The following is a 23,603-nucleotide window of genomic DNA, read 5'->3' on the forward strand; positions in this document are numbered from 1 at the left end:
TCAGCTCCAGACCCACGCGGTGCGGATCTGGAAGCTCAGGGGCGTGCCGTAGGAGCATCGAGCAACAGAGGGAACTCCCGTGCCGTAGCGACGGGCGTCACCAGTGACGTAGCCGCCGTCCCGGCACTCGAGAAGGATGTAGTACCTGTTGCCCGACCCCGAAGAGCAGAAGGCTCTGATCTCGACTCCACCATCCGCTGACCCAAAAGTGCAGACGGCCGCCGACGCGGGGGCGCTGGCCCCGACTGTGAACGTCAAGCTCCCGAGAACGGCCGCGAGAAAAAACAAGATCCTGTGCTTCACGTGTGAAATCCCCCGAGTTGAATGATCCGGAACGGCTGGCCGATCGGCGAGCCTCTCGGGCGCGAACGGTAGTAGACGCCAGCGTCCGGTGACAAGGTCGCTCGAGGTGGTCGAAGCCTCCGTTCGGCGGGCGGCGTGGGAGCACGGTCCGTCGTGGGTGCCGGGTGATGATGGATCGGCCATGACGTCGCTCCTCACCCGTCCCGACACTGTGCGGACCGACCCTGCCCGGCAGCGGCCTCTGGTCCTGATCGCGACCCTCGGTGGTGCGTGCGCGGCGCTCGCCCCGCTGGTCGTCCTGCTGGCCGTCGGGGTCATCGGCTGGTTCGTCACCGACGCCGGCGTGCACGGCGCCCCGCGCGACGGGATGCGGGTGGGCGCCCTCGCGTGGCTGGCCGGCCACGGGTCCGGCTTCACCGTCCTGGGCGCCCGCGTGACGATCGTGCCGCTCGGCATCACCGCGATGAGCGTCTGGTCCATGTGGCGCCTGGGCCACCGCGTCGGTGACGCGGTCTCCAGCCACGGCCCCGACGCCGACCGCATCTCCGACGGCGAGCGCGACCTCACGGTCCCGATCGCGATCGCGACCTTCTTCGCCGGCTACGCCGTCGTGGCGGTCGTCGTCGCCACGCTCGCCGCCGGCACGACCGCGGACCCGTCCGTGCCGCGCGTGCTCGCCTGGACGACCGTGATGACCGCGCTGGTCGCGGCCCCTGCGATCGCAACCGGCTCGGGCCGTGCCGCCATCTGGGCGGCCCTCGCGCCGCCGACCGTGCGGGCCGGGGCGGCAGTCGCGGGTGCCGTGCTCGGCACGCTGCTCGTGGTCTCGATGGTGACCTTCCTGGCCGCGCTGGCGATGTCGTTCGGCGAGGCGGCGACGATGACCTCGAGCCTCCACCCGAGCCCGGCCGAGGCCGGCCTCTACTCCGTCGTCAACGCCGCCTTCGCGCCCAACGCCGCGCTCTACGCCGGCTCGTTCCTGCTCGGCCCGGGCTTCGCGGTCGGCGGTGCCACGCTGGTCTCGCCGGCAGCGGTCGTCGTCGGACCCCTCCCGGTCGTGCCCGTGCTCGCGGCACTGCCCTCGGTCGGTACGCCGGCGGGCTGGGTGGGCGGCCTGATGGTGATCCCGCCGCTGGTCGCCGCGGTCGCCGCCTACCGCACGCTGCGGCCGCGCGCGCTGACCTGGGACCAGGTCGCGCTGGCCGGGTGCGGCGGCGGGCTGGTCGCCGGCTTCGGCTTCGCCCTGCTCGCCTCGCTCTCCGGCGGCGCCGCCGGACCGGGACGGATGCGCTTCGTCGGGCCGTTCACCCGCGACGTGCTGTTCCACTCGGTCACCGCGTGCGGTGTCGGTGCGCTGCTCGGTGCCTCCGTCGTCGCACTGCTGGTGTGGCGCTCGAACCGGGCCTGGCCGGAGCCGGAGTCCGCCGAGGACGCCTAGACTCACCGCTCGTGAACCGCCCCGCGCGCCTCGTCGTCCTCGTCTCGGGGTCCGGCACCAACCTGCAGGCCCTGCTCGACGCCTGTGCCGATCCGTCGTACGGCGCCCGCGTGGTCGCCGTCGGTGCGGACCGGGACGGCATCGAGGGCCTGGCGCGCGCCGATCGGGCCGGCATCCCCACCTTCACGCGGTCGGTGACGGACTTCGAGACCCGCGAGGGCTGGGACGCCGCGCTGGCGACCGTGGTGGAGCGCTTCGAGCCCGACGTGGTGGTGTCGGCGGGCTTCATGAAGCTGCTGTCGACGGACTTCCTGGAGAAGTTCCTGACGCTCAACACCCACCCGGCGCTGTGCCCGGCCTTCCCGGGGATGCACGGTCCGCGCGACGCGCTCGAGCACGGCGTCAAGGTCACCGGGGCCACCCTCTTCGTGGTCGACGCCGGCGTCGACACCGGCCCGATCGTCGCGCAGGTGCCCGTCGAGGTGGCCGAGGACGACGACGTCGAGTCGCTCCACGAACGGATCAAGACCGCCGAGCGGGCGATGCTCGTCGAGGCGGTCGGCCGGATCGCGCGCGACGGGATCACGGTCGACGGCCGCCGGGTTCGCATCGGCGGGCGGGATCGCTAGTCTGCTGCCACACGACTGGCGCAGGTGGGCCACCACCAGGGAGTGACGCGCGGGAGCATCGAACGCCTGGGTGCCCCGACTCAATCACCATCCGAGGAGTCCCGTGTCCGACCAGCCCCACCCGACGCGCATCCCGATCCGCCGCGCACTCGTCTCCGTCTACGACAAGGCCGGCCTCGACGACCTGGTCCGCGGCCTGCACGACGCAGGCGTCGAGCTCGTCTCCACCGGCGGTTCCGCCGCGCTGATCGAGTCCCTGGGCCTGCCGGTCACCAAGGTCGAGGACCTCACCGGCTTCCCCGAGTGCCTCGACGGCCGGGTCAAGACGCTGCACCCGCGCGTGCACGCCGGCATCCTGGCCGACCGCCGTCTGGAGTCCCACGTCGCGCAGCTCGAGGAGCTCGGCGTCGAGCCGTTCGACCTCGTCGTCAGCAACCTCTACCCCTTCACCCAGACCGTCGCCTCGGGCGCAAGCCCCGACGAGTGCGTGGAGCAGATCGACATCGGCGGCCCGTCGATGGTGCGCGCCGCGGCCAAGAACCACCCGAGCGTCGCGATCGTCACCTCGCCCGCGGCGTACGACGCCGTGCTCGCCGCCGTGGCTGCCGGCGGCTTCACGCTGGCCGAGCGGCAGCGCCTCGCGGCCGAGGCATTCGTGCACACCGCGACCTACGACGTCCACGTGGCGTCGTGGATGGGCAACGTGCTCACCGACACCTCCGAGGGCTCCGGCTTCCCCGCGTGGATGGGCGCGACGTGGACCAAGGAGGCGGTGCTGCGCTACGGCGAGAACCCCCACCAGGGCGCCGCGCTCTACAGCAACGGCTTCCTGCCGGGCGGTCCCGGGCTGGCGCAGGCCACGCAGCACCACGGCAAGGAGATGTCCTACAACAACTACGTCGACTCCGACGCGGCCCGGCGGGCGGCGTACGACTTCAGCGAGCCGGCCGTGGCGATCATCAAGCACGCGAACCCGTGCGGCATCGCCGTCGGCTCCGACGTCGCAGAGGCCCACCGCAAGGCCCACGAGTGCGACCCCGTCAGCGCCTTCGGCGGCGTGATCGCGACCAACGTGCCGGTGTCGGTGGCGATGGCCGAGCAGGTGGCGGAGGTCTTCACGGAGGTCATCGTGGCGCCCGGCTACGAGGACGGCGCGATCGAGGTGCTGCAGGCCAAGAAGAACATCCGTATCCTCGAGTGCCCGCCGCTCGCGCCGGGCGGCGGCGAGACCCGAGCGATCTCTGGCGGCCTGCTGCTCCAGGAGCGTGACGTGCTCTCCGCGGACGGCGACGACCCCTCGACCTGGACCCTCGCGACGGGCGAGGCCGCCTCGGCCGAGGTGCTCGCCGACCTCGCCTTCGCCTGGAAGGCCTGCCGCGCGGTGAAGTCCAACGCGATCCTCCTCGCCGCCGACGGCGCCTCGGTCGGCGTCGGCATGGGCCAGGTCAACCGCGTCGACTCGTGCCGGCTCGCGGTCGAGCGGGCGGGGGAGCGGGTCACCTCCGCGGTCGCCGCCTCCGACGCGTTCTTCCCGTTCGCCGACGGCGCGCAGATCCTCATCGACGCCGGTGTCAAGGCGATCGTGCAGCCCGGTGGCTCGGTGCGCGACGCCGAGGTCGTCGCGGCCTGCGAGGCGGCCGGCGTGACGATGTACTTCACCGGCGCGCGCCACTTCTTCCACTGATCCCTCTCCCTAGGATGTCCACCGTGACGGCACAGACCCTCGACGGCGCAGCGACGCTGAAGACCATCAAGGCCGAGCTCGCCCAGCGCGTGGCGGTGCTCAAGGAGAAGGGCGTCGTGCCCGGCCTCGGCACGGTGCTGGTCGGCGACGACCCCGGCTCGCACTGGTACGTCGGCGCCAAGCACAAGGACTGCGCGGAGATCGGCATCACCTCGATCCGCCGTGACCTCCCGGCGACCGCCGCACAGTCGGAGGTGGAGGCCGTCATCGACGAGCTCAACGCCGACGACGCGTGCACCGGCTTCCTCGTGCAGCAGCCGACGGGCCTGGACGAGTTCGCGCTGCTGTCGCGCGTCGACCCCGACAAGGACGTCGACGGCCTGCACCCGATGAACCTCGGCAAGCTGGTGCTCGGCGAGTCCGGCCCGCTGCCCTGCACGCCCGTCGGCGCCATCGAGCTGCTGCGCCGCCACGACGTCGAGATCGCCGGCGCGGAGGTCGTCGTGGTCGGCCGCGGCCTGACGGTCGGGCGGCCCCTCGGCCTGCTGCTGACGCGTCGCTCCGAGAACGCCACGGTGACGCTGTGCCACACCGGCACACGCGACCTGGCCGCCCACGTGCGCAACGCCGACATCGTCGTCGCCGCGGCCGGCGTGCCCGGCATCATCACCGGCGACATCGTCAAGCCGGGTGCGGCCGTCCTCGACGTGGGTGTCTCCCGCGTCGACGGCAAGGTCACCGGCGACGTGGACGCGAGCGTCTGGGACGTCGCCGGCTGGGTCTCGCCCAACCCCAAGGGCGTCGGCCCGATGACCCGCGCGATGCTGCTCACCAACATCGTCGAGATCGCCGAGCGGTCCGCCGGCGCCCGATGACCTCGTCCGAACCCGAGCACCTCGACGGCGCCTCGACGCCCGAGGAGGAGCGCCGCTACCCCTCGACCATCGGCGGGATGTTCTACCTGCTCGTACTCGTCGTCGTGGTCGGGGCCCTGGTGGTCGCGGCGGTCGACGAGTGGCGCACGGGCGTACGCGTCATGGGCGGTGCGCTGGTCTTCGGGGCCTTCGTGAGGCTGGTCCTCCGCGCCCGCGACGCCGGCATGCTCGCCGTACGCCACAAGGTGCTCGACGCGCTCATCCTGCTCGTGCTGGGCGGCCTGCTGATCTTCCTGGCCGGGTCGATCCCCGAGCAGCCCGGCGGCGGTTTCTAGGCCGGCCGGGCCGCTCGGTCAGCAGCTCAGATCAGGTCCAGCTCAGATCAGGCCCAGCTCCGTGACGGCGTTGCGCTCGTCGGCCAGCTCGGCGGTCGAGGCGTCGATGCGGGCACGCGAGAACTCGTCGATCTCGAGGCCCTCGACGATCGACCAGTCGCCACCGGAGGTGGTGACCGGGAACGAGGAGATGAGGCCCTCGGGCACGTCGTACTCGCCATGGGAGACGACGGCCATCGAGACCCAGTCGTCGGCGGCGGAGCCGTGGAGCCAGTCGCGGGCGGCGTCGATGGTCGCGGACGCGGCGGAGGCGGCCGACGACGAGCCGCGGGCCTCGATGATCGCGGCGCCGCGCTTGGCGACGGTCGGGATGAAGTCGTTCTCCAGCCAGGCCTGGTCGCCCACGGCCTCGGCGGCGTTCTGGCCGTTGACCTCGGCGTGGAAGAGGTCGGGGTACTGCGTGGCGGAGTGGTTGCCCCAGATCGTCATCTTCTTGATGTCGGTGACCTTGGCGCCGGTCTTCGCCGCGAGCTGCGAGATCGCGCGGTTGTGGTCGAGGCGGGTCAGCGCGGAGAAGCGCTCGCGCGGGATGTCGGGGGCGTTGGTCATCGCGATCAGGGCGTTGGTGTTGGCCGGGTTGCCGGTCACGCCGATCCGCACGTCGTCGGCCGCGACGGCGTTGAGGGCCTTGCCCTGCGCGGTGAAGATCGCACCGTTGGCCGAGAGCAGGTCGCCGCGCTCCATGCCCGGGCCGCGGGGGCGGGCGCCGACGAGCAGGGCGAGGTTCACGCCGTCGAAGATCTTCTCGGCGTCCGCGCCGATCTCGACACCGGCGAGGGTCGGGAACGCGCAGTCGTCGAGCTCCATGACGACGCCCTCGAGCGACTTCAGCGCCGGCTCGATCTCGAGCAGGCGGAGCTCGATCGGTCGGTCGCCCAGAGCGCCGCTCGCGAGGCGGAAGAGCAGGCTGTAGCCGATCTGGCCGGCGGCGCCGGTGACGGCCACCTTGAGGGGTTCGGAGGTCACGATGTTTCTCCTCGAGAGGGGTGGTCAGGAGCAGGTCCGGAGTTGTCCCGCTGACGCTAGCAGCGCTGGGTCGGCGGTCGGCTGGTGGGCGGCTGGCATGCTGGCGCCCATGCCCGCGCCCGTCCCCGCACGCCGCCTGCGCACGGCTGTCGCCCTGGTGCCGCTCGTCGCCCTGGCCGGATGTGGCGGACTGGGGCAGCCGGAGGCCTACGACCAGCCCGGTATCAACGGCCTCGTGGTCCCGACGCCGTCACCCGACCCCGACGACTTCGTCGACGTGGTCGACAACCCGTGGCTGCCGCTGGAGCCGGGGGCGACCGCTCGCTTCGACGTGCGCGAGGACGGGGCCGACATCGGGTCGATCGAGACCGCGGTGCTCGACGAGGCGGCCGACGTCGGCGGCCTCGCGGCGACCGGCGTCACCACGGCGTACGACGTCGACGGCAGGACCGACATCACGACCCGCTACTACGCGCAGGACGCGGCCGGCAACGTGTGGGTGGTCGGCGCCGACGCGGGCGGCCCCGGCAGGGGTGACTGGCGGGCGGGCGAGGACGGCGCCGAGGCCGGCCTCGTCATGCCGGCCCACCTGCGGTTGGGCGACGGCTGGTTGTCGTACGCCGTCCAGTCGCTGCCCGAGGCGAGCAGGCGCGTCGAGGAGCTGTCGAGCGACATGGTGGAGATGCTCGACGAGGCCGACACCTCGACCCGCACCGTGTACGAGAAGGGTGTCGGCCTCGTGGGCTTCGAGGACCTGGCCGCCGGCTGGACGGCCGAGCTGCTCGACTAGTCGGGGCGGCGCACCTGGGTGCGGCCGTCGTCGTCGCCGTCGGGGTTGCCCCAGTGACCGGGAGCGCCGGGCGCGGACTGACCGGGCTGACCGGGCTGCTGCTGGGCCGGCGGCGCGCCCCACTGGCCGGGCTGGCTCGGCGGCTGCTGCGGCGCCTGCTGGGTGGTGTCCGGGTGGCCCCACTGGCCGGGAGCCGGCTGCGCCTGCGGCGTGGAGTACGGGTCGGGCTGGGGCTGGGGCTGGCCCCACTGCTGCTGCGGGGGAGCGCCCCACGCCGCGCCGGGCTGTCCCCAGCTGCCCTGCTGCTGGTGCTGCTGGCCCTGGTTCCACTGGGCCTCGTAGCTGCCGGGGACGAACTGGTCGCCCTTGCGACCGCCACCGAAGTTCAGGCCGGAGCCCGCGACGGGCTCGGTGCCGTGACCGAAGAGGACGGGGTAGGTCAGGCCGGCGATCGCGGCACCCACCAGGGGCGCGACCACGAAGAGCCAGAGCTGGACGATCGCGTCGGTGCCGGCGAAGACGCCGACGCCGATCGAGCGGGCCGGGTTCACCGAGGTGCCGGTGGCGCTCATCGACGCGAAGTGGATCATCGCGAGCGCCAGGCCGATGGCCAGCGGGCCCATCGCGACGTTGACCTCGTTGCGCTCGTCGGTGACCGCGAGGATCACCCAGAGGAAGACGGCCGTCATCAGGATCTCGAGCAGGAGGGCGGCCCACCAGGCGAAGCCGGTGCCCTGGTCGCCGAAGAAGTTCTGCGCCATGTTGCCCTCGGCGCTGAACCCCTCGAAGCCGTGGTTGAGGCCGAACAGCACGGCGCCTGCCAGCAGGCCGCCGAGGAGCTGGGCGGCGAAGTAGATGCCGACCTGGTTCCACGGGAGCCGCCCGCCGAGGACGGCGCCGAGCGTGACGGCCGGGTTGAAGTGGCCGCCGGAGATGCGCCCGACGGCGTAGGCCATCACGACGACCGTGAGGCCGAACGTGAGTCCGGTGGCGACGTAGTCGCCGCCGCTGCGCATGGCCGCGCCGCAGCCGAAGAAGACGAGCACGAAGGTGCCCAGCGCCTCGGCCGTGAACTTCTGGCCGGTGGACGGTGTGTCGATGGTGTCGCTCATCTCGGAGCTGTCCTCCCAGTCGTGTGGCCGTACCCCGCGTAGGCCACGGGCACTCTAGCGATGCATGAACAGTGGTGCGAGGGTAGGCGAGTCGCGTCGCCTCCCCGCGTCAGGTATCTTGACGTCAAGAGTTATTGCTGGACCACCCCGATCCACAGGAGATGTCCTACCCATGGCCAAGATCATCTACACCCACACCGACGAGGCGCCACTGCTGGCGACGTACTCGTTCCTCCCGATCATCGCGGCCTACGCGAAGACCGCCGGCGTGGAGGTCGAGACGCGAGACATCTCCCTCGCCGGGCGGGTGATCGCCCAGTTCCCCGACCGCCTCACCGACGAGCAGCGCATCGACGACGCGCTCGCCGAGCTCGGCGAGCTGGCCACGAAGCCCGAGGCCAACATCATCAAGCTGCCGAACATCTCGGCCTCGCTCCCGCAGCTCAAGGCGACGATCGCCGAGCTGCAGTCCCAGGGCTACGACCTGCCGGCCTACCCCGAGAACCCGCAGACCGACGAGGAGCGCGAGACCCGCGCCCGCTACGACAAGGTCAAGGGCTCGGCCGTCAACCCGGTGCTGCGCGAGGGCAACTCCGACCGCCGCGCGCCGGCCTCGGTGAAGAACTACGCGAAGTCGCACCCGCACTCGATGGGCGCCTGGAGCAGCGACTCGAAGACCTCGGTCGCGACGATGGGCGGCGACGACTTCCGGAGCAACGAGAAGTCGGTCGTCCTCGAGGGTGACGACACCCTCTCGATCGTGCACGTCGGCGCCGGTGGCGAGGAGACCGTGCTCAAGGAGAGCCTCCCGGTCCTCGCCGGCGAGGTCGTCGACGGCACCTTCATGAGCGCCGCGGCGCTCGACGCCTTCCTCGAGCAGCAGGTCGCCAAGGCCAAGGACGACGGCGTCCTCTTCTCCGCCCACCTCAAGGCCACGATGATGAAGGTCTCCGACCCGATCATCTTCGGCCACGTCGTGCGCGCGTACTTCCGTGACGTCTTCGCCCAGCACGGCGAGCAGCTGGCCGCCGCGGGCCTCTCGGCCAACGACGGCCTGGGCGGCATCCTCGGTGGGCTCGACGCCCTCGACAACGGCGCGGAGATCAAGGCCGCCTTCGAGAAGGGCCTGGCCGACGGCCCCTCGCTCGCGATGGTCGACTCCGACAAGGGCATCACCAACCTCCACGTGCCCTCCGACGTCATCATCGACGCCTCCATGCCGGCGATGATCCGCACGTCGGGCCAGATGTGGAACGCTGCTGGTGAGCAGCAGGACACCCTCGCGGTGATCCCCGACTCGTCCTACGCCGGCATCTACCAGGCCACGATCGACGACTGCCGCGAGCACGGCGCGCTCGACCCCTCGACGATGGGCTCGGTGCCCAACGTCGGCCTGATGGCCAAGGCCGCCGAGGAGTACGGCTCGCACGACAAGACCTTCGAGATCCCCGCTGCGGGCACGGTCGAGGTCCGCAACGCCGCCGGCGAGGTGCTCATGTCGCACGACGTCCAGCCCGGCGACATCTGGCGCGCCTGCCAGACCAAGGACGCCTCGATCCGCGACTGGGTGAAGCTCGCCGTCACCCGCGCCCGCGCCAGCCAGACCCCGGCGGTCTTCTGGCTCGACGAGACCCGCGCCCACGACGCGAACCTGATCGCGCTCGTGAAGGAGTACCTCAAGGACCACGACACCGAGGGCCTCGACATCTCCGTCATGGCGCCGGCCGAGGCGACGACGTTCTCCCTCGAGCGGATCCGCAAGGGCGAGGACACCATCTCGGTCACCGGCAACGTGCTGCGCGACTACAACACCGACCTGTTCCCGATCCTCGAGCTCGGCACCAGCGCCAAGATGCTGTCGATCGTGCCGCTGATGAACGGTGGCGGCCTGTTCGAGACCGGCGCCGGCGGCTCGGCGCCCAAGCACGTGCAGCAGCTGGTCAAGGAGGACTACCTCCGCTGGGACAGCCTCGGGGAGTTCTTCGCACTGGCGGCCTCGCTCGAGCACCTCGCGGGCTACGACGACAACCAGCGGGCCAAGCTGCTCGGTGACGCCCTCGACCGGGCCACGGAGACGTTCCTCAACGAGGACCGCTCGCCGGGCCGCAAGCTGGGCACGACCGACAACCGCGGCTCGCACTTCTACCTCGCGCTCTACTGGGCCGAGGAGCTCGCGAAGCAGACCGAGGACGCCCAGCTGGCCGAGGCGTTCGCCTCGCTCGCCTCGACGCTGCGCGAGTCCGAGCAGACGATCGTCGACGAGCTGCTGGCCGTGCAGGGCAAGCCGGCCGACATCGGCGGCTACTTCCGCCCGGACCCGGAGAAGGCGGCCGCGGTGATGCGCCCGTCCACGACCTTCAACGAGGCGCTCGCCTCGCTCTGACTGCGTCATTGAGGGGCGCGTCACAGGCAGGGCCCTCGGGGAATACCTCCCCGGGGGCCCTGTCTTGCATCCTGTGATGACCATGACGACCGCCGCCGCTGACACTCCCGCCGATCTCGACGTCCCGTCGGTGACCGCGCGCCACTTCGGCCTTGCGGTCGTCGCGCTGGCGATGGGCGGCTTCGCGATCGGCACGACCGAGTTCGTCACGATGGGCCTGCTGCCGCAGATCGCGAGCGGCGTCGGCGTCTCGATCCCCACCGGCGGCCACGTCATCTCGGCGTACGCCGTCGGCGTCGTCGTCGGAGCCCCGCTGCTCGCCTTCCTGGGCGCGCGCCTGCCGCGCCGGGCGCTGCTGGTCGCGCTGATGGCCGCCTTCGCGGTGGGCAACGGGGTGAGCGCGCTCGCGACGTCCTACGAGCAGCTGATGCTCGCCCGCTTCGCCGCGGGCCTCCCGCACGGTGCCTACTTCGGCGTGGCCTCGCTGGTCGCGGCCAGCATGGCCCCGCCCTCGCGCAAGGGGCGCGCGGTCTCGCAGGTGATGCTCGGCCTGTCGGTCGCCAACGTGATCGGCGTACCGGCCGCGACGCTGCTGGGCCAGGCGCTCGGCTGGCGCGCTGCCTTCTGGGCCGCCGCGGGGCTGGCCGTGGTGACCCTCGCGCTCGTCGCGTGGTTCGTCCCGTCCTGCCCCGGCGACGCCGACGCGAGCGGTCGTCGCGAGCTCAGCGCCTTCAAGGTGCCGCAGGTCTGGCTGACGCTGCTCGCCGGCGCGGTCGGCTTCGGCGGCATGTTCGCCGTCTACTCCTACATCGCCCCGGTCGTCACCGACGTGTCCGGGCTGGGGGAGCGGTCCGTGCCGGTCTACCTGCTGTTCTTCGGCCTGGGCATGGTCGCCGGCACCTGGCTCGCCGGGATCATGGCCGACTGGTCGATCTTCCGCTCGCTGATCATCGGCGGCGTCGGGATGGCAGCGACCATGCTGCTCTTCTGGCTCACCGCGCCCTACGGCTGGGCCGCGCTCCCCGTCGTCTTCCTGATCACCGTCCTCGGCTCGGTGCTGGTGGTGAACCTCCAGCTGCGGCTGATGGACGTCGCCGGTGATGCCCAGACCCTGGGTGCGGCGATGAACCACGCGTCGCTCAACATCGCCAACGCGCTGGGCGCCTGGCTCGGCGGGCTCGTCATCGCCGCCGGCTACGGGCTGCGAGCCCCGGCCCTCGTCGGCCTCGCCCTCTCGCTGGCGGGCGTGGTGATCCTGCTGGTCTCCGCGCGCCTGCACGTGCGAGGCCAGGCCGTCACGGGCGACTGAGTTTTCCTGTCGTTAACACGACGGGAACCCTTGCGTAGCCTGAGTTTGGAACGATCCAATGGTCGGGGCGGACGGACCGCCCGACGGACCGTGGGGAGTCGGACATGGACGAGAAGAAGATCCAGCAGGCGATCGAGCGCCGGCGCGAGCTGGCGGACCGCAACCTGGGCAACGTGGTGACGCTGCTCGAGCGACGCCAGGAGCTGCGCGGGATCTACCCGATGGCCGACCTGCTCGCCGACAACGTCGGCTGGCTGGTCTGACCCGAGTCGTGGGTGCCGATCAGCCCAGCCCCGGCAACGGCTGGTCGGCCCACTCGGTGAGGCCGTCGGGCGAGCACGTCAGCGCGTCGTAGCGTCCGCGCTCGACCACGACGCACACCTCGTCGCCCGAGGCGAAGACACTGCTCTCGAAGGCCGACAGCTGGATCGGGGTCGCGTCGCCCTGGTCGTCGATGCGCAGCAGGTGGTGCGACTCGGTGGTCAGGTACGTCGTCCCGTCAGCGCCGACGGCGAGGGCCGACATGTTGCGCACCCGGTCGCCGCCCTCGGTGTCGAGATTGACGGTCGCCACCCAGGTCCGGCCTGCGTCGTGCGACACCTGCGCGCTGAGCACCGGCACGGAACCGTCCGGATCATCGCCGAGGACGACGAGGGCCACGTCGTCGCCATTGCCCGCCAGGACCTGTGTGCGCGTGCCGGCGTCGTCGTCGAGCGTCCTGATGAAGTTCACGGAGCTGCTCCACCCGCCCTCCGACCCGAGCGTGGCGTGCTCGATGCGTCCCACGCCCGACGAGGCGACGACAAGCTGGCCGTCCGGTGTCACGTATGCGCTGCTCACCTCGAAGTCGGGCGATGGCGACGGCAGCGGGATCAGCTTGTCGCCCCGCAGCAGCCGCCAGCCGTCGGCCGTCGACACCGCGGTGTCGCCCGCCATCACGTCCCCGCTGCCGGGGCCGGTGTCGAAGATCTCCGCCCGCTCCCCCGACGCGGAGAGCCGGAAGGTGCCGCGGGCGTCCTGGACGAGCCAGCCCCCGGGCACCGGGCTGACCGTGGGGAAGGACGCACCGAGCTTCTCGCCGAAGACCTCGTCGCCGTCACGCGTGACCAGGGCGAACTGGCACGGGTCGAAGTCGCAGCCGCGCCACAGGGCAGCGGAGGTGCCGTCCTCGCCACCGGCGATCGACCAGAGCTGGAGCTGGTCGTCGTCCAGGACGGCGACGACGTCGGACGGCAGCCGGTCGTCGGGTGACGAGGTGCCGTCCCAGGGCGAGGGCGCAGGGCTCGCCGGCTCCGGTGACCGAGCGTCGCCGACCACCCCGCCCGCGACCGCTGCCACTCCGGCAACCACGACCGCGGCGGCCAGTCCCGACGCGATCGTCGTACGACGTCGGCGGCGGCGTGCGTCGACCCGCTCCATGACGGCGTCGAACCCGGGCTGGGGGGCGCGGGCGGCGACCTCGTGCTGCAGGTCCTGGGGGAGGTTCATCGGGGGCTCCGCTCGGTGCTCGGGTCGGGCTCGTTGTCGGGCTCCGAGAGCAGCAGCGCCAGGGCCGCCCGGCCGCGGGCCAGCCGGGCCTTCACGGTCCCGACCGGTGCGCCGACCGCCTCGGCCACCTCGTGCACCGGCAGGTCCGCCAGGTGGTGGAGGGCGATCGCCTCCCGCTGTGGGGCTGGCAGCAGCCGCAGTGCGGCCAGCAGTGCCACGCGGTCGTCCGGGAGGTCGGCGTACGCCTCCTCGGCCACCAGGCGGTGGCGCACGTCGCGGAAGAAGCGGTTGCGACGCCACCGGGTGCGGGTGACGTTGACCGCGACGGTGCGCAGCCACGCCTCGGGGTTGTCGGCGTCGAGGAAGGAGCGTCCCGAGCCCACCGCGCGGGCGAACGCCTCCATGACCGCGTCCTCGGCCTCGACCGGGTCGCCGGTGACACCGGTGAGCTGGCCCACGAGACGGCGGTAGGACGTGGCGTACACCTCGTGCACGCGGTCCACCGCACTCCGGGGCATGGCCCACCCTCCCACTCGTCGTCTGCTCCCACCACCACGACTCGTGGGACCGCCGGACGGTTGCACCCCCGTGCGGACGACTCAGATCAGCCAGCAGTTGCTGACCTGGGGGAGCCCGGCGAACCGCGCCTCGAAGAACGGCAGCGCCTCGACCGTCTGCGGCACGATGCCGCCGACGTGGCCGGGTGCGACGTTGGTCGAGAAGCGGACGTTTGCTCCCTTGCCGCACCACGACCTCGCCATCTGCTTGCCGACGGCGTAGGGGATCACGTCGTCGAGCGCGGAGTGGGTGACGAGCACCGGCACGGTCGGCCTGACGGTGCCGATCCGCTGGGCCTCGACGATCGACCGGAACGGCTCGACCGCCATCAGCTCCGACATCGGCCGACCGCTCGCGCTGAGGGTCGACGACTTCACGAAGGCGTGGTTGAGCAGGTCGAAGACGCACTCGGTCTCGACCTGGTCGCTGACGGCGCGACCGCGGTCGTTGAGGTAGGGGGAGAGGTCGACGTCGTAGCTGGCCGAGAGGCCCCGGAGCGCGAAGTAGGCGAAGGCGGAGTAGAGCCCGCCGTCGAGGGCGCCGGCCACCTGGGCGAGGTCGGCCGGGACCGCGCCGACGACCGCGCCCTTCACCCTGAGGTCCGGGGCGTAGGTCGGGGCGAGCTCGACGGCCGACGCCGCGGCGCCGCCGCCCTGCGAGTAGCCCATGATCCCGACCGGGCTGCTGGTGGTGAGGCCGGTGCCCGACAGGCGCTGCGCGGCTCGTACGACGTCGAGCGTGGCGCGACCCTGGGACACCCGGTCCATGTAGGTGTGGATCCCGACGGTGCCGAGGCCCTCGTAGTCAGGCATCGCCACGGCGTAGCCGCGCTGCAGCAGGCCCTCGATCCCGACGCCTTCGTACTCGATGCCTTCGGAGAACTGTCGCGACGGGGCGCACCGGTCGGCCATGCCCTGCGTGCCGGGTGCGTAGCCGATGACCGGCCGCGTGCCGAGGCCGATCCACGGCGAGGTCGGCACCAGCACCGTGCCGGAGACGGCGATGGCCTCACCGGTGCGGTTGGTGGTGCGGTAGAGCACCCGTTGGGCGTTGCGCACCAGGCTGGTGGCGTCGAGCGGGTCGAGCAGGAACGTCATCTTCTCGCTGCGGATCACCGCCCCGTTGGCGCCGGGCAGGACCGCGGGGGCCTCGTAGAAGGCGGGCCGGGGCGGTTCGGGGACGACGGCGGTGGCCGTCGGCGTACCGATGGCCACGACCGCGGACGCGGCGGTGAGCAGGGCGGCGAGCGTGGTGCTGGCGCGGCGGACGAGTGACATGGGTTCCTCCCTCGGCCGGACCCGGACCGGCCTCCTGCTGGGAACCTACTCGCGAGTCACATCGGGGCGCAGTGTGACGTCCGTCACGTCCGCCGGGCTCGGTGGCATCTTGAGGGCTGTGACCACGGAGCTCACGATCCGCATCCACAGCACGAAGCCGATGACCGTGGCCACCGCCGCGATGCCGTGCAGGAACGGGAGCCTGCCGACGGCGTCGGCGTCGGGCACGCCGGACCACGGGATCGAGCGGTCGACGGCCCGTCCCACGAGAAAGGTCACGAGCCACGCGGCCCACCAGAACCCGAGGTTGAGGTGCTGCCGCTGGTCGCCCCACGGGTCGCGCCACGCGTTGCGCGCGATGTCGCGCACCACCTGGAAGGGGAACCAGAGGCTGACGATCGGCACCACCCAGCCCAGCCAGGTCCAGACGGGGCCGCGCTCGTGCGTGAACCCGGGTGCCAGGGCGATGGCCCGCCGACGAGCGCGGCGGAGGAACACGCTGGTGACGATCCACAGCGGGAACAGCACGAGGTACCCCGCACCCAGCAGGTCGTACGTCGTCCACACCTCGCCGGAGGGGGTGCCCGTCCGCGCGGCCTCACCGTAGGCATCGGGCGCCGAACGAGGTGGCGAACAGGAGCACCTCGACCAGCGTGTAGATGCCGCCCAGCAGGAGCACCGCCAGTGCGAGTCCCTCGGGCACGGACGGAGGAACCGCTCCGGGCGGAGGTGGTCCGTAGTACTGCTGTGGCGCCTGCTCGCTCGTCATCGGGACCCCCGTCTCGTGCAGTGACCGCTCACCGCTCGCCGGGACAGTACCCTCGCCTGCTCCCGGGCCCGGCCGCTTTGACACAATCGCGCGCATGTCCGCCTCCACGCCGTCCACCCCCACGACGGGCGCCGGGACGTCCCGGCCCCGGGTGCTCTCCGGCATCCAGCCCACCGCCGACTCGTTCCACCTCGGCAACTTCCTGGGCGCGCTGAAGCAGTGGGTGGCGCTGCAGGACGAGTTCGACCCCTTCTTCTTCGTCGCGGACCTGCACTCGATCACGATGCCGCACGACCCGAAGCTGCTGCGCGAGCGCACCCTCGTCTCCGTGGCCCAGCTCCTGGCGGCCGGCGTCGACCCCGACCGGGCGACGATCTTCGTGCAGAGCCAGGTGCCCGCGCACACGCAGGCGGGGTGGGTGCTGGAGTGCCTCACCGGCTTCGGCGAGGCGCGCCGGATGACACAGTTCAAGGACAAGTCGGCCAAGGGCGGCGAGGGCGCCGCGAGCGTCGGCCTCTTCACCTACCCGATCCTCCAGGCCGCCGACATCCTGCTCTACCGGCCGCAGTACGTCCCGGTCGGCGAGGACCAGCGACAGCACCTCGAGCTCACCCGCGACCTCGCGCAGCGGTTCAACAGCAGGTTCAAGAAGACCTTCCGGCTGCCCGAGCCCTACATCATGGCGAGCACCGCGAAGATCTACGACCTCCAGCTCGTGGAGAAGCAGATGTCCAAGAGCATCGGCGGCAGCGGCTGCATCTGGCTGCTCGACGACCCCAAGGTCTCCGCGAAGAAGATCCGCTCCGCCGTCACCGACTCGGAGACCGAGATCCGCTTCGACCCCGAGAACAAGCCCGGCGTCTCCAACCTGCTCAACATCCACTCGGCGCTCAGCGGCGCGGACATCGACGACCTCGTCGCCTCCTTCGAGGGCAAGGGCTACGGCGACCTCAAGGGCGAGGTCGCACAGGTCGTCGTCGACTTCGTGACGCCCTTCCGCGACCGCGTGCACGAGCTGCTCGACGACCGCTCGGAGCTGGAGTCGATCCTGGCCGCCGGTGCCGACCGCGCGACCGAGGTGGCCGACGCGACGCTGCGGGACGTGTACGAACGGGTGGGATTCCTGCCGAGGTCCGGCAGCTAGGGTCGTATCCGTGCCCACCATCGGAGTAGCCATCGCGATCCCGGAACCCTGGGCCAGCGAGCTTCAGGACTACCGCACGTCGATCGGCGACACGACGGCTGCGCAGATCCCGACGCACATCACGCTGATCCCGCCCACCGAGCTGGCCGCCGACGACATCGAGCCGGTCGCCGAGCACCTCGCCTCCGCCGCGGCCGCGGTGGAGCCCTTCGACATCCACCTGCGGGGCACCGGCACCTTCCGGCCGGTCTCGCCCGTGGTGTTCGTGACGGTCGCCGAGGGCATCTCGGCGTGCGAGCTGCTCGCCGACGCCGTACGCAGCGGTCCGCTCGAGGTCGACCTGCCCTTCCCCTACCACCCGCACGTGACGATCGCCCACCACCTCGACGACGCGACGCTCGACCGCGCCTTCGGTGAGCTGCAGGACTTCGAGTGCTCCTTCGACGCCGCGGCCTTCAGCCTCTACGTCCACGACGACGACACCGGCTGGGTTCCCACGCACGAGTTCGGGCTCGGCTGATGGCCCTCCTCTCGGGAGTGAAGGCGCGGATCCACGAGGTCCGTGAGCGCCGACCGCTCGTCGACCACGTCGTCCGGATGGTCGAGCACTACGGCGACGTCAACGGCAACGCACTGGCCGCCGCGGTGACGTACTTCGCCTTCCTGTCCTTCTTCCCGATCCTCGCGCTGGCCTTCGCGGTCTTCGGCCAGGTGACGAAGGTCTACGCGAACGCGCAGGACACGCTCCTCGACGCGGCGAACTCGGTGCTCCCCAACCTCATCGGCGGCGAGAACGGGATCTCGCTCGAGACCCTCCAGGGCGCTGCGCCCGGCATCTTCAGCGTCGGCATCCTGCTGGCGCTCTACTCCGGGCTCGGCTGGCTCTCCGGCATGCGCCAGGCGCTCGTCGCGGTGTTCGAGGAGCCCGAGCGGGACCAGCCGAGCTTCGTGAAGGGCAAGATCCGCGACGTCCTCGCCCTGCTCTCCCTCGGATCGGTGCTGGTGTTCAGCGTCGCCGTGTCGGGCGTCGCGACCAAGGTGCTCACCCCGATCCTCGACGCGCTGCAGCTCGGCACCGTCGGAGCGGTGCTCCTGGTGGTGCTGGCGATCGCCGTCGGCATGGCGGCGAACACCGTCCTCTTCTTCGCCTTCTTCCGCCTCCTCGCCGCGCCAGACGTTCCCACGCGCTCACTCTGGTCGGGTGCCCTGCTCGGCGCCATCGCCTTCGAGGTCCTCAAGCAGGTCTCGACGCTGCTGCTGAAGTCGACCGCCAACTCCGACGCCTTCCAGGCCTTCGGCATCGCACTGATCCTCCTGGTCTGGATCAACTACTTCTCCCGGGTCGTGGTGTTCGCCGCCGCCTGGGCGCACACCTCGCCCGAGGCCCGCGCCGCCCGCGAGGCCCGCACCGTGGCCGAGCAGACCGTCGAGGGCCCGAGGATCGACCTCGCCGAGGCAGCGGACGTCGTACCCGCCTCGTCGTCGCCCGGAGTCGGGCCGTCCTCCTCGCCGAGGACCGCCTTCGCCGCCGGCGCCGCCGCGATGCTCGGGGTGGTCGCGGTCGTACGCCGCCGCCGCTGACCGCCTCCACCCACTGTCCCCTTAGCGGTGGTGGAGCCACATTTTCGTGCCATCGAATGTGGCTGGATCACCGCCCACGGGCGTGTCCCCGCTGGACATGCCTCGAGCGGTGGTGGAGCGACATTTCCTGGCGCCCGAATGTGGGTGGACCACCGCTCCACACGTGGCCAGTCGACGTCCACACACAGGCCTGCACGCGGCTTCTCCACAGGACTGGGAGTCGTACGAGGCGTGACTGGCCGCCGACGTGGCGCGATGGGCAGATGTTCACCATCCTCGACGACTTCCTCCACCGACCGTTCGGGCGCCGGGAGGCCCTCGACAAGGGCATCCCGGCCCGCGTGCTGGAGGGAGTGCGGTTCCGACGGCTCCACAAGGGCGTCTACGCGCAGCGCGATCACGAGATGTCCTGGGAGGACCACGTCGAAGCAGCGAGGTTGGCGCTGCCGGACTCGGCGCGTACGACCGGTGCGACCCGGCTGCGCCAGCTCGGATTTGCGGTGGGCAGCGAGTGGCCCCTGCACTTCGTGGTGGAGGGCGACCTCCACCTCGAGCTGGACGACGTGTTCCTCCACCGCACCGTCAAGATGCCGCCGTCCGACGACGAGGGAGTGACCGCCGAAGCCGCCTTCGTCGCGTTCTGCGCGGAGGCGCGCCTCCTCGACGCGATCAAGGTGGGCTGCGTGCTGCTCAACAAGGAGCGGCTCGACCTCGACCTCCTCGACCGGATCCTGACGGAGGAGAAGTGGCGCCGAGGCGTCGTCGAGACGGCGTACGTCCTGTCGCTCCTGGACGGCCGGTGCAGATCGATGGCCGAGGCAGAGCTGCTGACGTTCTTCGTATTCGCAGGCCTGCCGATGCCCGAGGTCAACGTCGCGATCGAGGTGGCGCCCGGGGTCGAGCTGACACCTGACTTCCGGTTCACGCACTACGAGCAGGTCGTCGAGTACGAAGGCGGACAGCACCAGGATGACCGCGGGCAGTACGTCGCCGACATCGATCGCTACGCCCTCTACCGCCGGCACGAGGTGCCCTACGAGCTGGTCACCAAGGAGCGGATGCGCTCACCGAAGGCGACGGTCCGACTGGTGCACCGCGCGCTGGTCGCCCGCGGGTACGACGGGCCACCGCCAGAGTTCGGGGAGCAGTGGGACAGCCTGTTCCGGCGGGTCGCGGACGTCGTACGCCCGAAGCGTGCCGCGTGAGCGGTGATGCAGCCACATTCTCGTGCCGCCGAAGGTGGCTGGACCACCGCCCACGGGGGTGTCGTGCCCGACACGCACACGAGCGGTGGCCCACCCACGTTCCCGGACTCAGGAATGTGGGTGGACCACCGCTCGAGCGGAGGTCAGGACGAGGCTCAGTGGCCGTGCTTGATCGCGGTCCGCAGGTCCTTGTTGAGCTGGGAGATCACGTCGAGCGGGATCTCCTTGGGGCAGGCGGCGGTGCAGGCGCCGATGTTGGTGCAGCCGCCGAAGCCCTCGTGGTCGTGCTGGGCGACCATGTTCACCACGCGGCTGTCGCGCTCGGGCTGGCCCTGCGGGAGCTCGCCGAGGTGCGTGATCTTGGCACCCATGAAGAGCGAGGCCGAGCCGTTGGGGCAGGCGGCGACGCAGGCGCCGCAGCCGATGCAGGTGGCGACGTTGAAGGCCCTCAGCGCGTCGTCACGCGGGACGGGCACCGAGTGGGCCTCGGGGGCCGAGCCGGTGTTGACCGAGATGTAGCCACCCTGCTGGATGATGCGGTCGAAGGCGCTGCGGTCCACGACCAGGTCCTTGAGGACCGGGAAGGCCTCGGAGCGCCACGGCTCGATGGTGATGGTCTCGCCGTCGCTGAACGACCGCATGTGCAGCTGGCAGGTCGTGGTGACCTCCGGCCCGTGCGCGTCGCCGTTGATCATCAGCCCGCACATGCCGCAGATGCCCTCGCGACAGTCGGAGTCGAACGCGATCGGCTCCTCGCCCTCGGCATTGAGCTGCTCGTTGAGCACGTCGAGCATCTCGAGGAAGGACATGTCGGGGGAGACGTCGTCGAGCTGGTAGGTGTGGATGGCGCCCTCGGCCGTGGGGCCGTCCTGGCGCCAGATCTTCAGGGTCAGTTTCACTTGTAGCTCCGCTGCTTCATCTCGATGGCGGTGTAGACGAGGTCTTCCTTGTGCAGGACGGGGATCGAGTCCTCGCCGGCCCACTCCCAGGCGGCGACGTAGGCGTACTCGTCGTCGTGGCGCAGCGCCTCGCCGTCCTCGGTCTGCGACTCGCCACGGAAGTGGCCGCCGCAGGACTCGCGCCGGTTGAGGGCGTCGATGCACATCAGCTCGCCGAGCTCGAAGAAGTCGGCTACCCGGCCGGCCTTCTCGAGCGACTGGTTGAGCGTCTCCGCGCCGCCGAGGACCTTCACGTTGCGGTAGAAGTCGTCCTTCAGCGAGCGGATGAGGTCGATGGCCTTCTTCAGGCCGGTCTCGGTCCGCTCCATGCCGCAGTACTCCCACATGATGTTGCCGAGCTCGCGGTGGTACGAGTCGACGCTGCGGGTGCCGTTGACGGACAGGAAGTGGTCGATGCGGCCCTTGACGGACTCGCGCGCCTCGACCACGGCCGGGTGGTCCTCGGTGATCTCCTCGAACGGCCCGTCCGCGAGGTAGTCGCGGATGGTGTGGGGGAGGACGAAGTAGCCGTCGGCCAGGCCCTGCATCAGCGCCGATGCGCCGAGGCGGTTGGCGCCGTGGTCGGAGAAGTTCGCCTCGCCGGTCACGAACAGCCCGGGGATCGTCGACTGGAGGTCGTAGTCGACCCACAGGCCGCCCATCACGTAGTGCACGGCGGGGTAGATCCGCATCGGGACCTCGAACGGGTTCTCGCCCGTGATCCGCTCGTACATGTCGAAGAGGTTGTCGTACTTCTCCGTGATGCCCTGCTCGCCGAGGCGCTCGATGGCGCTGGCGAAGTCGAGGTAGACCCCACGTCGTACGCCGTCGACCTCGGGCCCGACACCGCGACCCTCGTCGCAGACGTTCTTCGCCGCACGCGAGGCGATGTCGCGGGGGACCAGGTTGCCGAAGGAGGGGTAGATCCGCTCCAGGTAGTAGTCGCGGTCCTCCTCGGGGATGTCGCGCGGGTCCTTGTCGCAGTCGGCCTGGTTCTTCGGGACCCAGATCCGGCCGTCGTTGCGCAGCGACTCCGACATCAGCGTCAGCTTGGACTGGTGCGAGCCCGAGACCGGGATGCAGGTCGGGTGGATCTGCGTGTAGCAGGGGTTGGCCATGTAGGCCCCCTTGCGGTGCGCACGCCAGGCAGCGGTGACGTTGCAGCCCATCGCGTTGGTCGACAGGTAGAACACGTTGCCGTAGCCGCCCGACGCCAGCACGACGACGTCGGCGAGGTGGGTCTGGATCTCACCGGTGACCATGTCGCGGGCGACGATGCCGCGCGCCTTGTCGTCGACGGTGATGAGCTCGAGCATCTCGTGACGGGTGTATGTCGACACGGTGCCGGCCGCGACCTGGCGCTCGAGCGCCTGGTAGGCGCCGATCAGCAGCTGCTGGCCGGTCTGGCCGCGCGCGTAGAACGTGCGGGAGACCTGGACGCCGCCGAAGGAGCGGTTGTCGAGCAGGCCGCCGTACTCGCGGGCGAACGGGACGCCCTGCGCGACGCACTGGTCGATGATGTTCGTGCTGACCTCGGCGAGGCGGTAGACGTTGGACTCGCGCGAGCGGTAGTCGCCGCCCTTGACGGTGTCGTAGAAGAGGCGGTGGACCGAGTCACCGTCCTCCTTGTAGTTCTTCGCGGCATTGATGCCGCCCTGCGCGGCGATGGAGTGCGCGCGTCGCGGGGAGTCCTGGTAGCAGAACGCCTTCACGTTGTAGCCGGCCTCGCCGAGCGTCGCGGCGGCCGAGGCGCCGGCCAGGCCGGTGCCGACGATGATGACGGACAGCTTGCGCCGGTTGGACGGGTTGACGAGGCGGGCCTCGAGCTTGCGATTCTGCCAGCGCTCGGCGATCGGGCCGTCCGGGGCCTTGGTGTCGACCAGCGGCGTGCCCGGCGTGTAGTAGCCCACGGCGTCGTCGTAGTCGCCGTCGAGGAAGCCGGAGAGCGAGGCCTCCGCCGCAGTGACGGTGTCGGGCATGTCCATGTCGTGGTTGCTCACGCGTGAACCCCTTACTTGATGATGCCGACGAGCACGCCGAGCGGGACGAGGGAGAAGCCGACCGTGACGATCAGCGCAGTGATGAAGCCGACCGTCTTGGCCCGCTGGCGCTTGGCCGCGGTGCCGGTCCAGCCGAGCGTCTGGGCGGCGCTCCAGATGCCGTGGTGCAGGTGCGCGCCGAGGGCGAGCATCGCGACGATGTAGATGAGCGTCAGCCACCACACCTCGAAGCTGTCGACGAGCAGGTTGTAGGGGTCGTTGGTGGCCCCGCCCTGCACGTTGACCTTGCCGATCGTGAAGTTCAGCAGGTGCCAGACGAGGAACAGCAGGATGGTGACGCCGCCCCAGCGCATCATCAGGCTGGCGCGGGTCGCGCCGGTCTGCTTCTTGGTGACGTACTTGGTGCCGCGGGCACGGGCCGCCCGGCGCCACAGCACGACGGCGCAGTAGACGTGCACCACGAGCGCGCCGATGAGCCCGACGCGGAGGATCCAGAGCAGGCCCTCGTGCGGGAGCATCGGCTCGCCGATCTCACGGAGGTGCTCGGCGTACTCGTTGAAGGCGTCGTGCCCGGCGAAGGCCTTGAGGTTGCCGTACATGTGCGCGAGCACGAACCCGAGGAAGAGGATGCCGCTGATCGCCATGCCCAGCTTGAGGGCGATCGTCGTGCGCGAGGCACGTGCGCCCTTCACAAGGGTGGGGGTCTTGGTCGTTGTTGCCACTCGTTCACGGTATCGCGGCGTCCACGCGTGCGACGCG

The 23,603-nt window shown here is 71.0% G+C and carries 23 protein-coding genes and 1 riboswitch; of the genes, 13 read left to right on the forward strand and 10 right to left on the reverse strand.

Features of this window, described 5'->3' with window-relative positions:
- Positions 1–484 precede the first annotated feature (484 nt).
- The 5 genes from EUA06_RS08490 to EUA06_RS08510 all read left to right on the forward strand — a co-directional run bounded on the left by EUA06_RS08490 (position 485) and on the right by EUA06_RS08510 (position 5,264).
- Positions 485–1,741: a cell division protein PerM gene (locus tag EUA06_RS08490; protein ID WP_129474608.1), complete on the forward strand. Its 1,257-nt coding sequence runs from the start codon at positions 485–487 to the stop codon at positions 1,739–1,741.
- An 11-nt stretch (positions 1,742–1,752) separates the two neighbouring features.
- Positions 1,753–2,370 carry a phosphoribosylglycinamide formyltransferase gene (gene purN / locus EUA06_RS08495; protein ID WP_207208268.1) on the forward strand — a complete coding sequence of 206 codons (618 nt, stop codon included), beginning with the start codon at positions 1,753–1,755 and terminating at the stop codon, positions 2,368–2,370.
- 1 nt (position 2,371) lies between these two features.
- Positions 2,372–2,449, forward strand: a riboswitch (ZMP/ZTP riboswitch).
- A gap of 24 nt (positions 2,450–2,473) precedes the next feature.
- A complete protein-coding gene (purH, locus tag EUA06_RS08500; protein ID WP_129474610.1) occupies positions 2,474–4,054 on the forward strand; it encodes a bifunctional phosphoribosylaminoimidazolecarboxamide formyltransferase/IMP cyclohydrolase in 1,581 nt (526 codons plus the stop codon).
- Positions 4,055–4,077: 23 nt separating this feature from the next.
- A complete protein-coding gene (locus EUA06_RS08505) occupies positions 4,078–4,929 on the forward strand; it encodes a bifunctional methylenetetrahydrofolate dehydrogenase/methenyltetrahydrofolate cyclohydrolase (protein WP_129474611.1) in 852 nt (283 codons plus the stop codon).
- Entirely contained in the window at positions 4,926–5,264 is a 339-nt protein-coding gene (locus EUA06_RS08510; protein ID WP_129474612.1) for a DUF3017 domain-containing protein, read from the forward strand. The genes EUA06_RS08505 and EUA06_RS08510 overlap by 4 nt, the downstream gene beginning before the upstream one ends.
- Before the next feature lie 42 nt (positions 5,265–5,306).
- Here EUA06_RS08510 and EUA06_RS08515 read toward each other — a convergent pair whose 3' ends face one another.
- Positions 5,307–6,290, reverse strand: coding sequence for a malate dehydrogenase (locus tag EUA06_RS08515; protein WP_129474613.1), 984 nt, complete (start codon positions 6,288–6,290; stop codon positions 5,307–5,309).
- A gap of 109 nt (positions 6,291–6,399) precedes the next feature.
- Here EUA06_RS08515 and EUA06_RS08520 point away from each other — a divergent pair, with 109 nt between their 5' ends.
- On the forward strand, positions 6,400–7,080 hold the full coding sequence (locus EUA06_RS08520; RefSeq protein WP_129474614.1) for a hypothetical protein: 681 nt from the start codon (positions 6,400–6,402) through the stop codon (positions 7,078–7,080).
- Here the strand turns inward: EUA06_RS08520 and EUA06_RS08525 are convergent.
- Complete coding sequence (locus tag EUA06_RS08525; RefSeq protein WP_129474615.1) at positions 7,077–8,192, reverse strand: MIP family channel protein; 1,116 nt, start codon at positions 8,190–8,192, stop codon at positions 7,077–7,079. The two genes, EUA06_RS08520 and EUA06_RS08525, sit on opposite strands and share 4 nt — an antisense overlap.
- 172 nt (positions 8,193–8,364) lie before the next feature.
- Between EUA06_RS08525 and EUA06_RS08530 the strand changes: the two genes are divergently transcribed.
- The 3 genes from EUA06_RS08530 to EUA06_RS22345 all read left to right on the forward strand — a co-directional run bounded on the left by EUA06_RS08530 (position 8,365) and on the right by EUA06_RS22345 (position 12,147).
- Positions 8,365–10,575, forward strand: a complete 2,211-nt coding sequence (locus tag EUA06_RS08530) for an NADP-dependent isocitrate dehydrogenase (protein ID WP_129474616.1) — start codon at positions 8,365–8,367, stop codon at positions 10,573–10,575.
- Positions 10,576–10,651: 76 nt separating this feature from the next.
- The gene (locus tag EUA06_RS08535) at positions 10,652–11,884 is read left to right on the forward strand and encodes an MFS transporter (RefSeq protein ID WP_242498041.1); all 1,233 of its coding nucleotides are present in this window, start codon (positions 10,652–10,654) and stop codon (positions 11,882–11,884) included.
- A gap of 104 nt (positions 11,885–11,988) precedes the next feature.
- Complete coding sequence (locus tag EUA06_RS22345) at positions 11,989–12,147, forward strand: hypothetical protein (RefSeq protein ID WP_165354314.1); 159 nt, start codon at positions 11,989–11,991, stop codon at positions 12,145–12,147.
- A gap of 19 nt (positions 12,148–12,166) precedes the next feature.
- On the opposite strand, the gene EUA06_RS08540 is transcribed toward EUA06_RS22345, so the two are convergent.
- The 5 genes from EUA06_RS08540 to EUA06_RS22350 form a co-directional block, all read right to left on the reverse strand.
- Positions 12,167–13,372 carry a hypothetical protein gene (locus tag EUA06_RS08540; protein ID WP_129474617.1) on the reverse strand — a complete coding sequence of 402 codons (1,206 nt, stop codon included), beginning with the start codon at positions 13,370–13,372 and terminating at the stop codon, positions 12,167–12,169.
- Positions 13,369–13,890 (reverse strand): sigma-70 family RNA polymerase sigma factor, encoded by a 522-nt coding sequence (locus EUA06_RS08545; RefSeq protein WP_129474618.1) that lies wholly within the window; start codon positions 13,888–13,890, stop codon positions 13,369–13,371. Before EUA06_RS08545 ends, EUA06_RS08540 begins: the two co-directional genes overlap by 4 nt.
- An 81-nt stretch (positions 13,891–13,971) precedes the next feature.
- Positions 13,972–15,207 carry a lipase family protein gene (locus tag EUA06_RS08550; RefSeq protein WP_129474619.1) on the reverse strand — a complete coding sequence of 412 codons (1,236 nt, stop codon included), beginning with the start codon at positions 15,205–15,207 and terminating at the stop codon, positions 13,972–13,974.
- 45 nt (positions 15,208–15,252) lie between these two features.
- Entirely contained in the window at positions 15,253–15,774 is a 522-nt protein-coding gene (locus EUA06_RS08555; RefSeq protein WP_129474620.1) for a DUF4328 domain-containing protein, read from the reverse strand.
- 31 nt (positions 15,775–15,805) lie between these two features.
- Positions 15,806–15,976 (reverse strand): hypothetical protein, encoded by a 171-nt coding sequence (locus EUA06_RS22350; RefSeq protein WP_165354315.1) that lies wholly within the window; start codon positions 15,974–15,976, stop codon positions 15,806–15,808.
- Positions 15,977–16,070: 94 nt separating this feature from the next.
- Between EUA06_RS22350 and trpS the strand changes: the two genes are divergently transcribed.
- The 4 genes from trpS (at position 16,071) to EUA06_RS08575 (ending at position 19,906) form a co-directional block, all read left to right on the forward strand.
- On the forward strand, positions 16,071–17,120 hold the full coding sequence (trpS, locus tag EUA06_RS08560) for a tryptophan--tRNA ligase (RefSeq protein ID WP_129474621.1): 1,050 nt from the start codon (positions 16,071–16,073) through the stop codon (positions 17,118–17,120).
- A 10-nt stretch (positions 17,121–17,130) separates the two neighbouring features.
- The gene (locus tag EUA06_RS08565; protein WP_129474622.1) at positions 17,131–17,640 is read left to right on the forward strand and encodes a 2'-5' RNA ligase family protein; all 510 of its coding nucleotides are present in this window, start codon (positions 17,131–17,133) and stop codon (positions 17,638–17,640) included.
- The gene (locus EUA06_RS08570; RefSeq protein ID WP_129474623.1) at positions 17,640–18,701 is read left to right on the forward strand and encodes a YihY/virulence factor BrkB family protein; all 1,062 of its coding nucleotides are present in this window, start codon (positions 17,640–17,642) and stop codon (positions 18,699–18,701) included. Before EUA06_RS08565 ends, EUA06_RS08570 begins: the two co-directional genes overlap by 1 nt.
- A gap of 263 nt (positions 18,702–18,964) precedes the next feature.
- Complete coding sequence (locus tag EUA06_RS08575; RefSeq protein WP_129474624.1) at positions 18,965–19,906, forward strand: hypothetical protein; 942 nt, start codon at positions 18,965–18,967, stop codon at positions 19,904–19,906.
- A gap of 155 nt (positions 19,907–20,061) precedes the next feature.
- Here the strand turns inward: EUA06_RS08575 and EUA06_RS08580 are convergent, their stop codons facing one another.
- Genes EUA06_RS08580 through EUA06_RS08590 form a run of 3 tightly spaced genes read right to left on the reverse strand, consistent with a single transcriptional unit; the run spans position 20,062 to position 23,566 of the window.
- The gene (locus tag EUA06_RS08580; RefSeq protein ID WP_129474625.1) at positions 20,062–20,805 is read right to left on the reverse strand and encodes a succinate dehydrogenase/fumarate reductase iron-sulfur subunit; all 744 of its coding nucleotides are present in this window, start codon (positions 20,803–20,805) and stop codon (positions 20,062–20,064) included.
- Positions 20,802–22,823, reverse strand: a complete 2,022-nt coding sequence (locus EUA06_RS08585) for a fumarate reductase/succinate dehydrogenase flavoprotein subunit (RefSeq protein WP_129475035.1) — start codon at positions 22,821–22,823, stop codon at positions 20,802–20,804. The genes EUA06_RS08580 and EUA06_RS08585 overlap by 4 nt, the downstream gene beginning before the upstream one ends.
- A 32-nt stretch (positions 22,824–22,855) precedes the next feature.
- Complete coding sequence (locus EUA06_RS08590; protein ID WP_129474626.1) at positions 22,856–23,566, reverse strand: succinate dehydrogenase cytochrome b subunit; 711 nt, start codon at positions 23,564–23,566, stop codon at positions 22,856–22,858.
- Between the last annotated feature and the right edge of the window lie 37 nt (positions 23,567–23,603).

The organism is Nocardioides glacieisoli (genome assembly GCF_004137245.1).
Taxonomy (GTDB): Bacteria; Actinomycetota; Actinomycetes; order Propionibacteriales; family Nocardioidaceae; genus Nocardioides; species Nocardioides glacieisoli.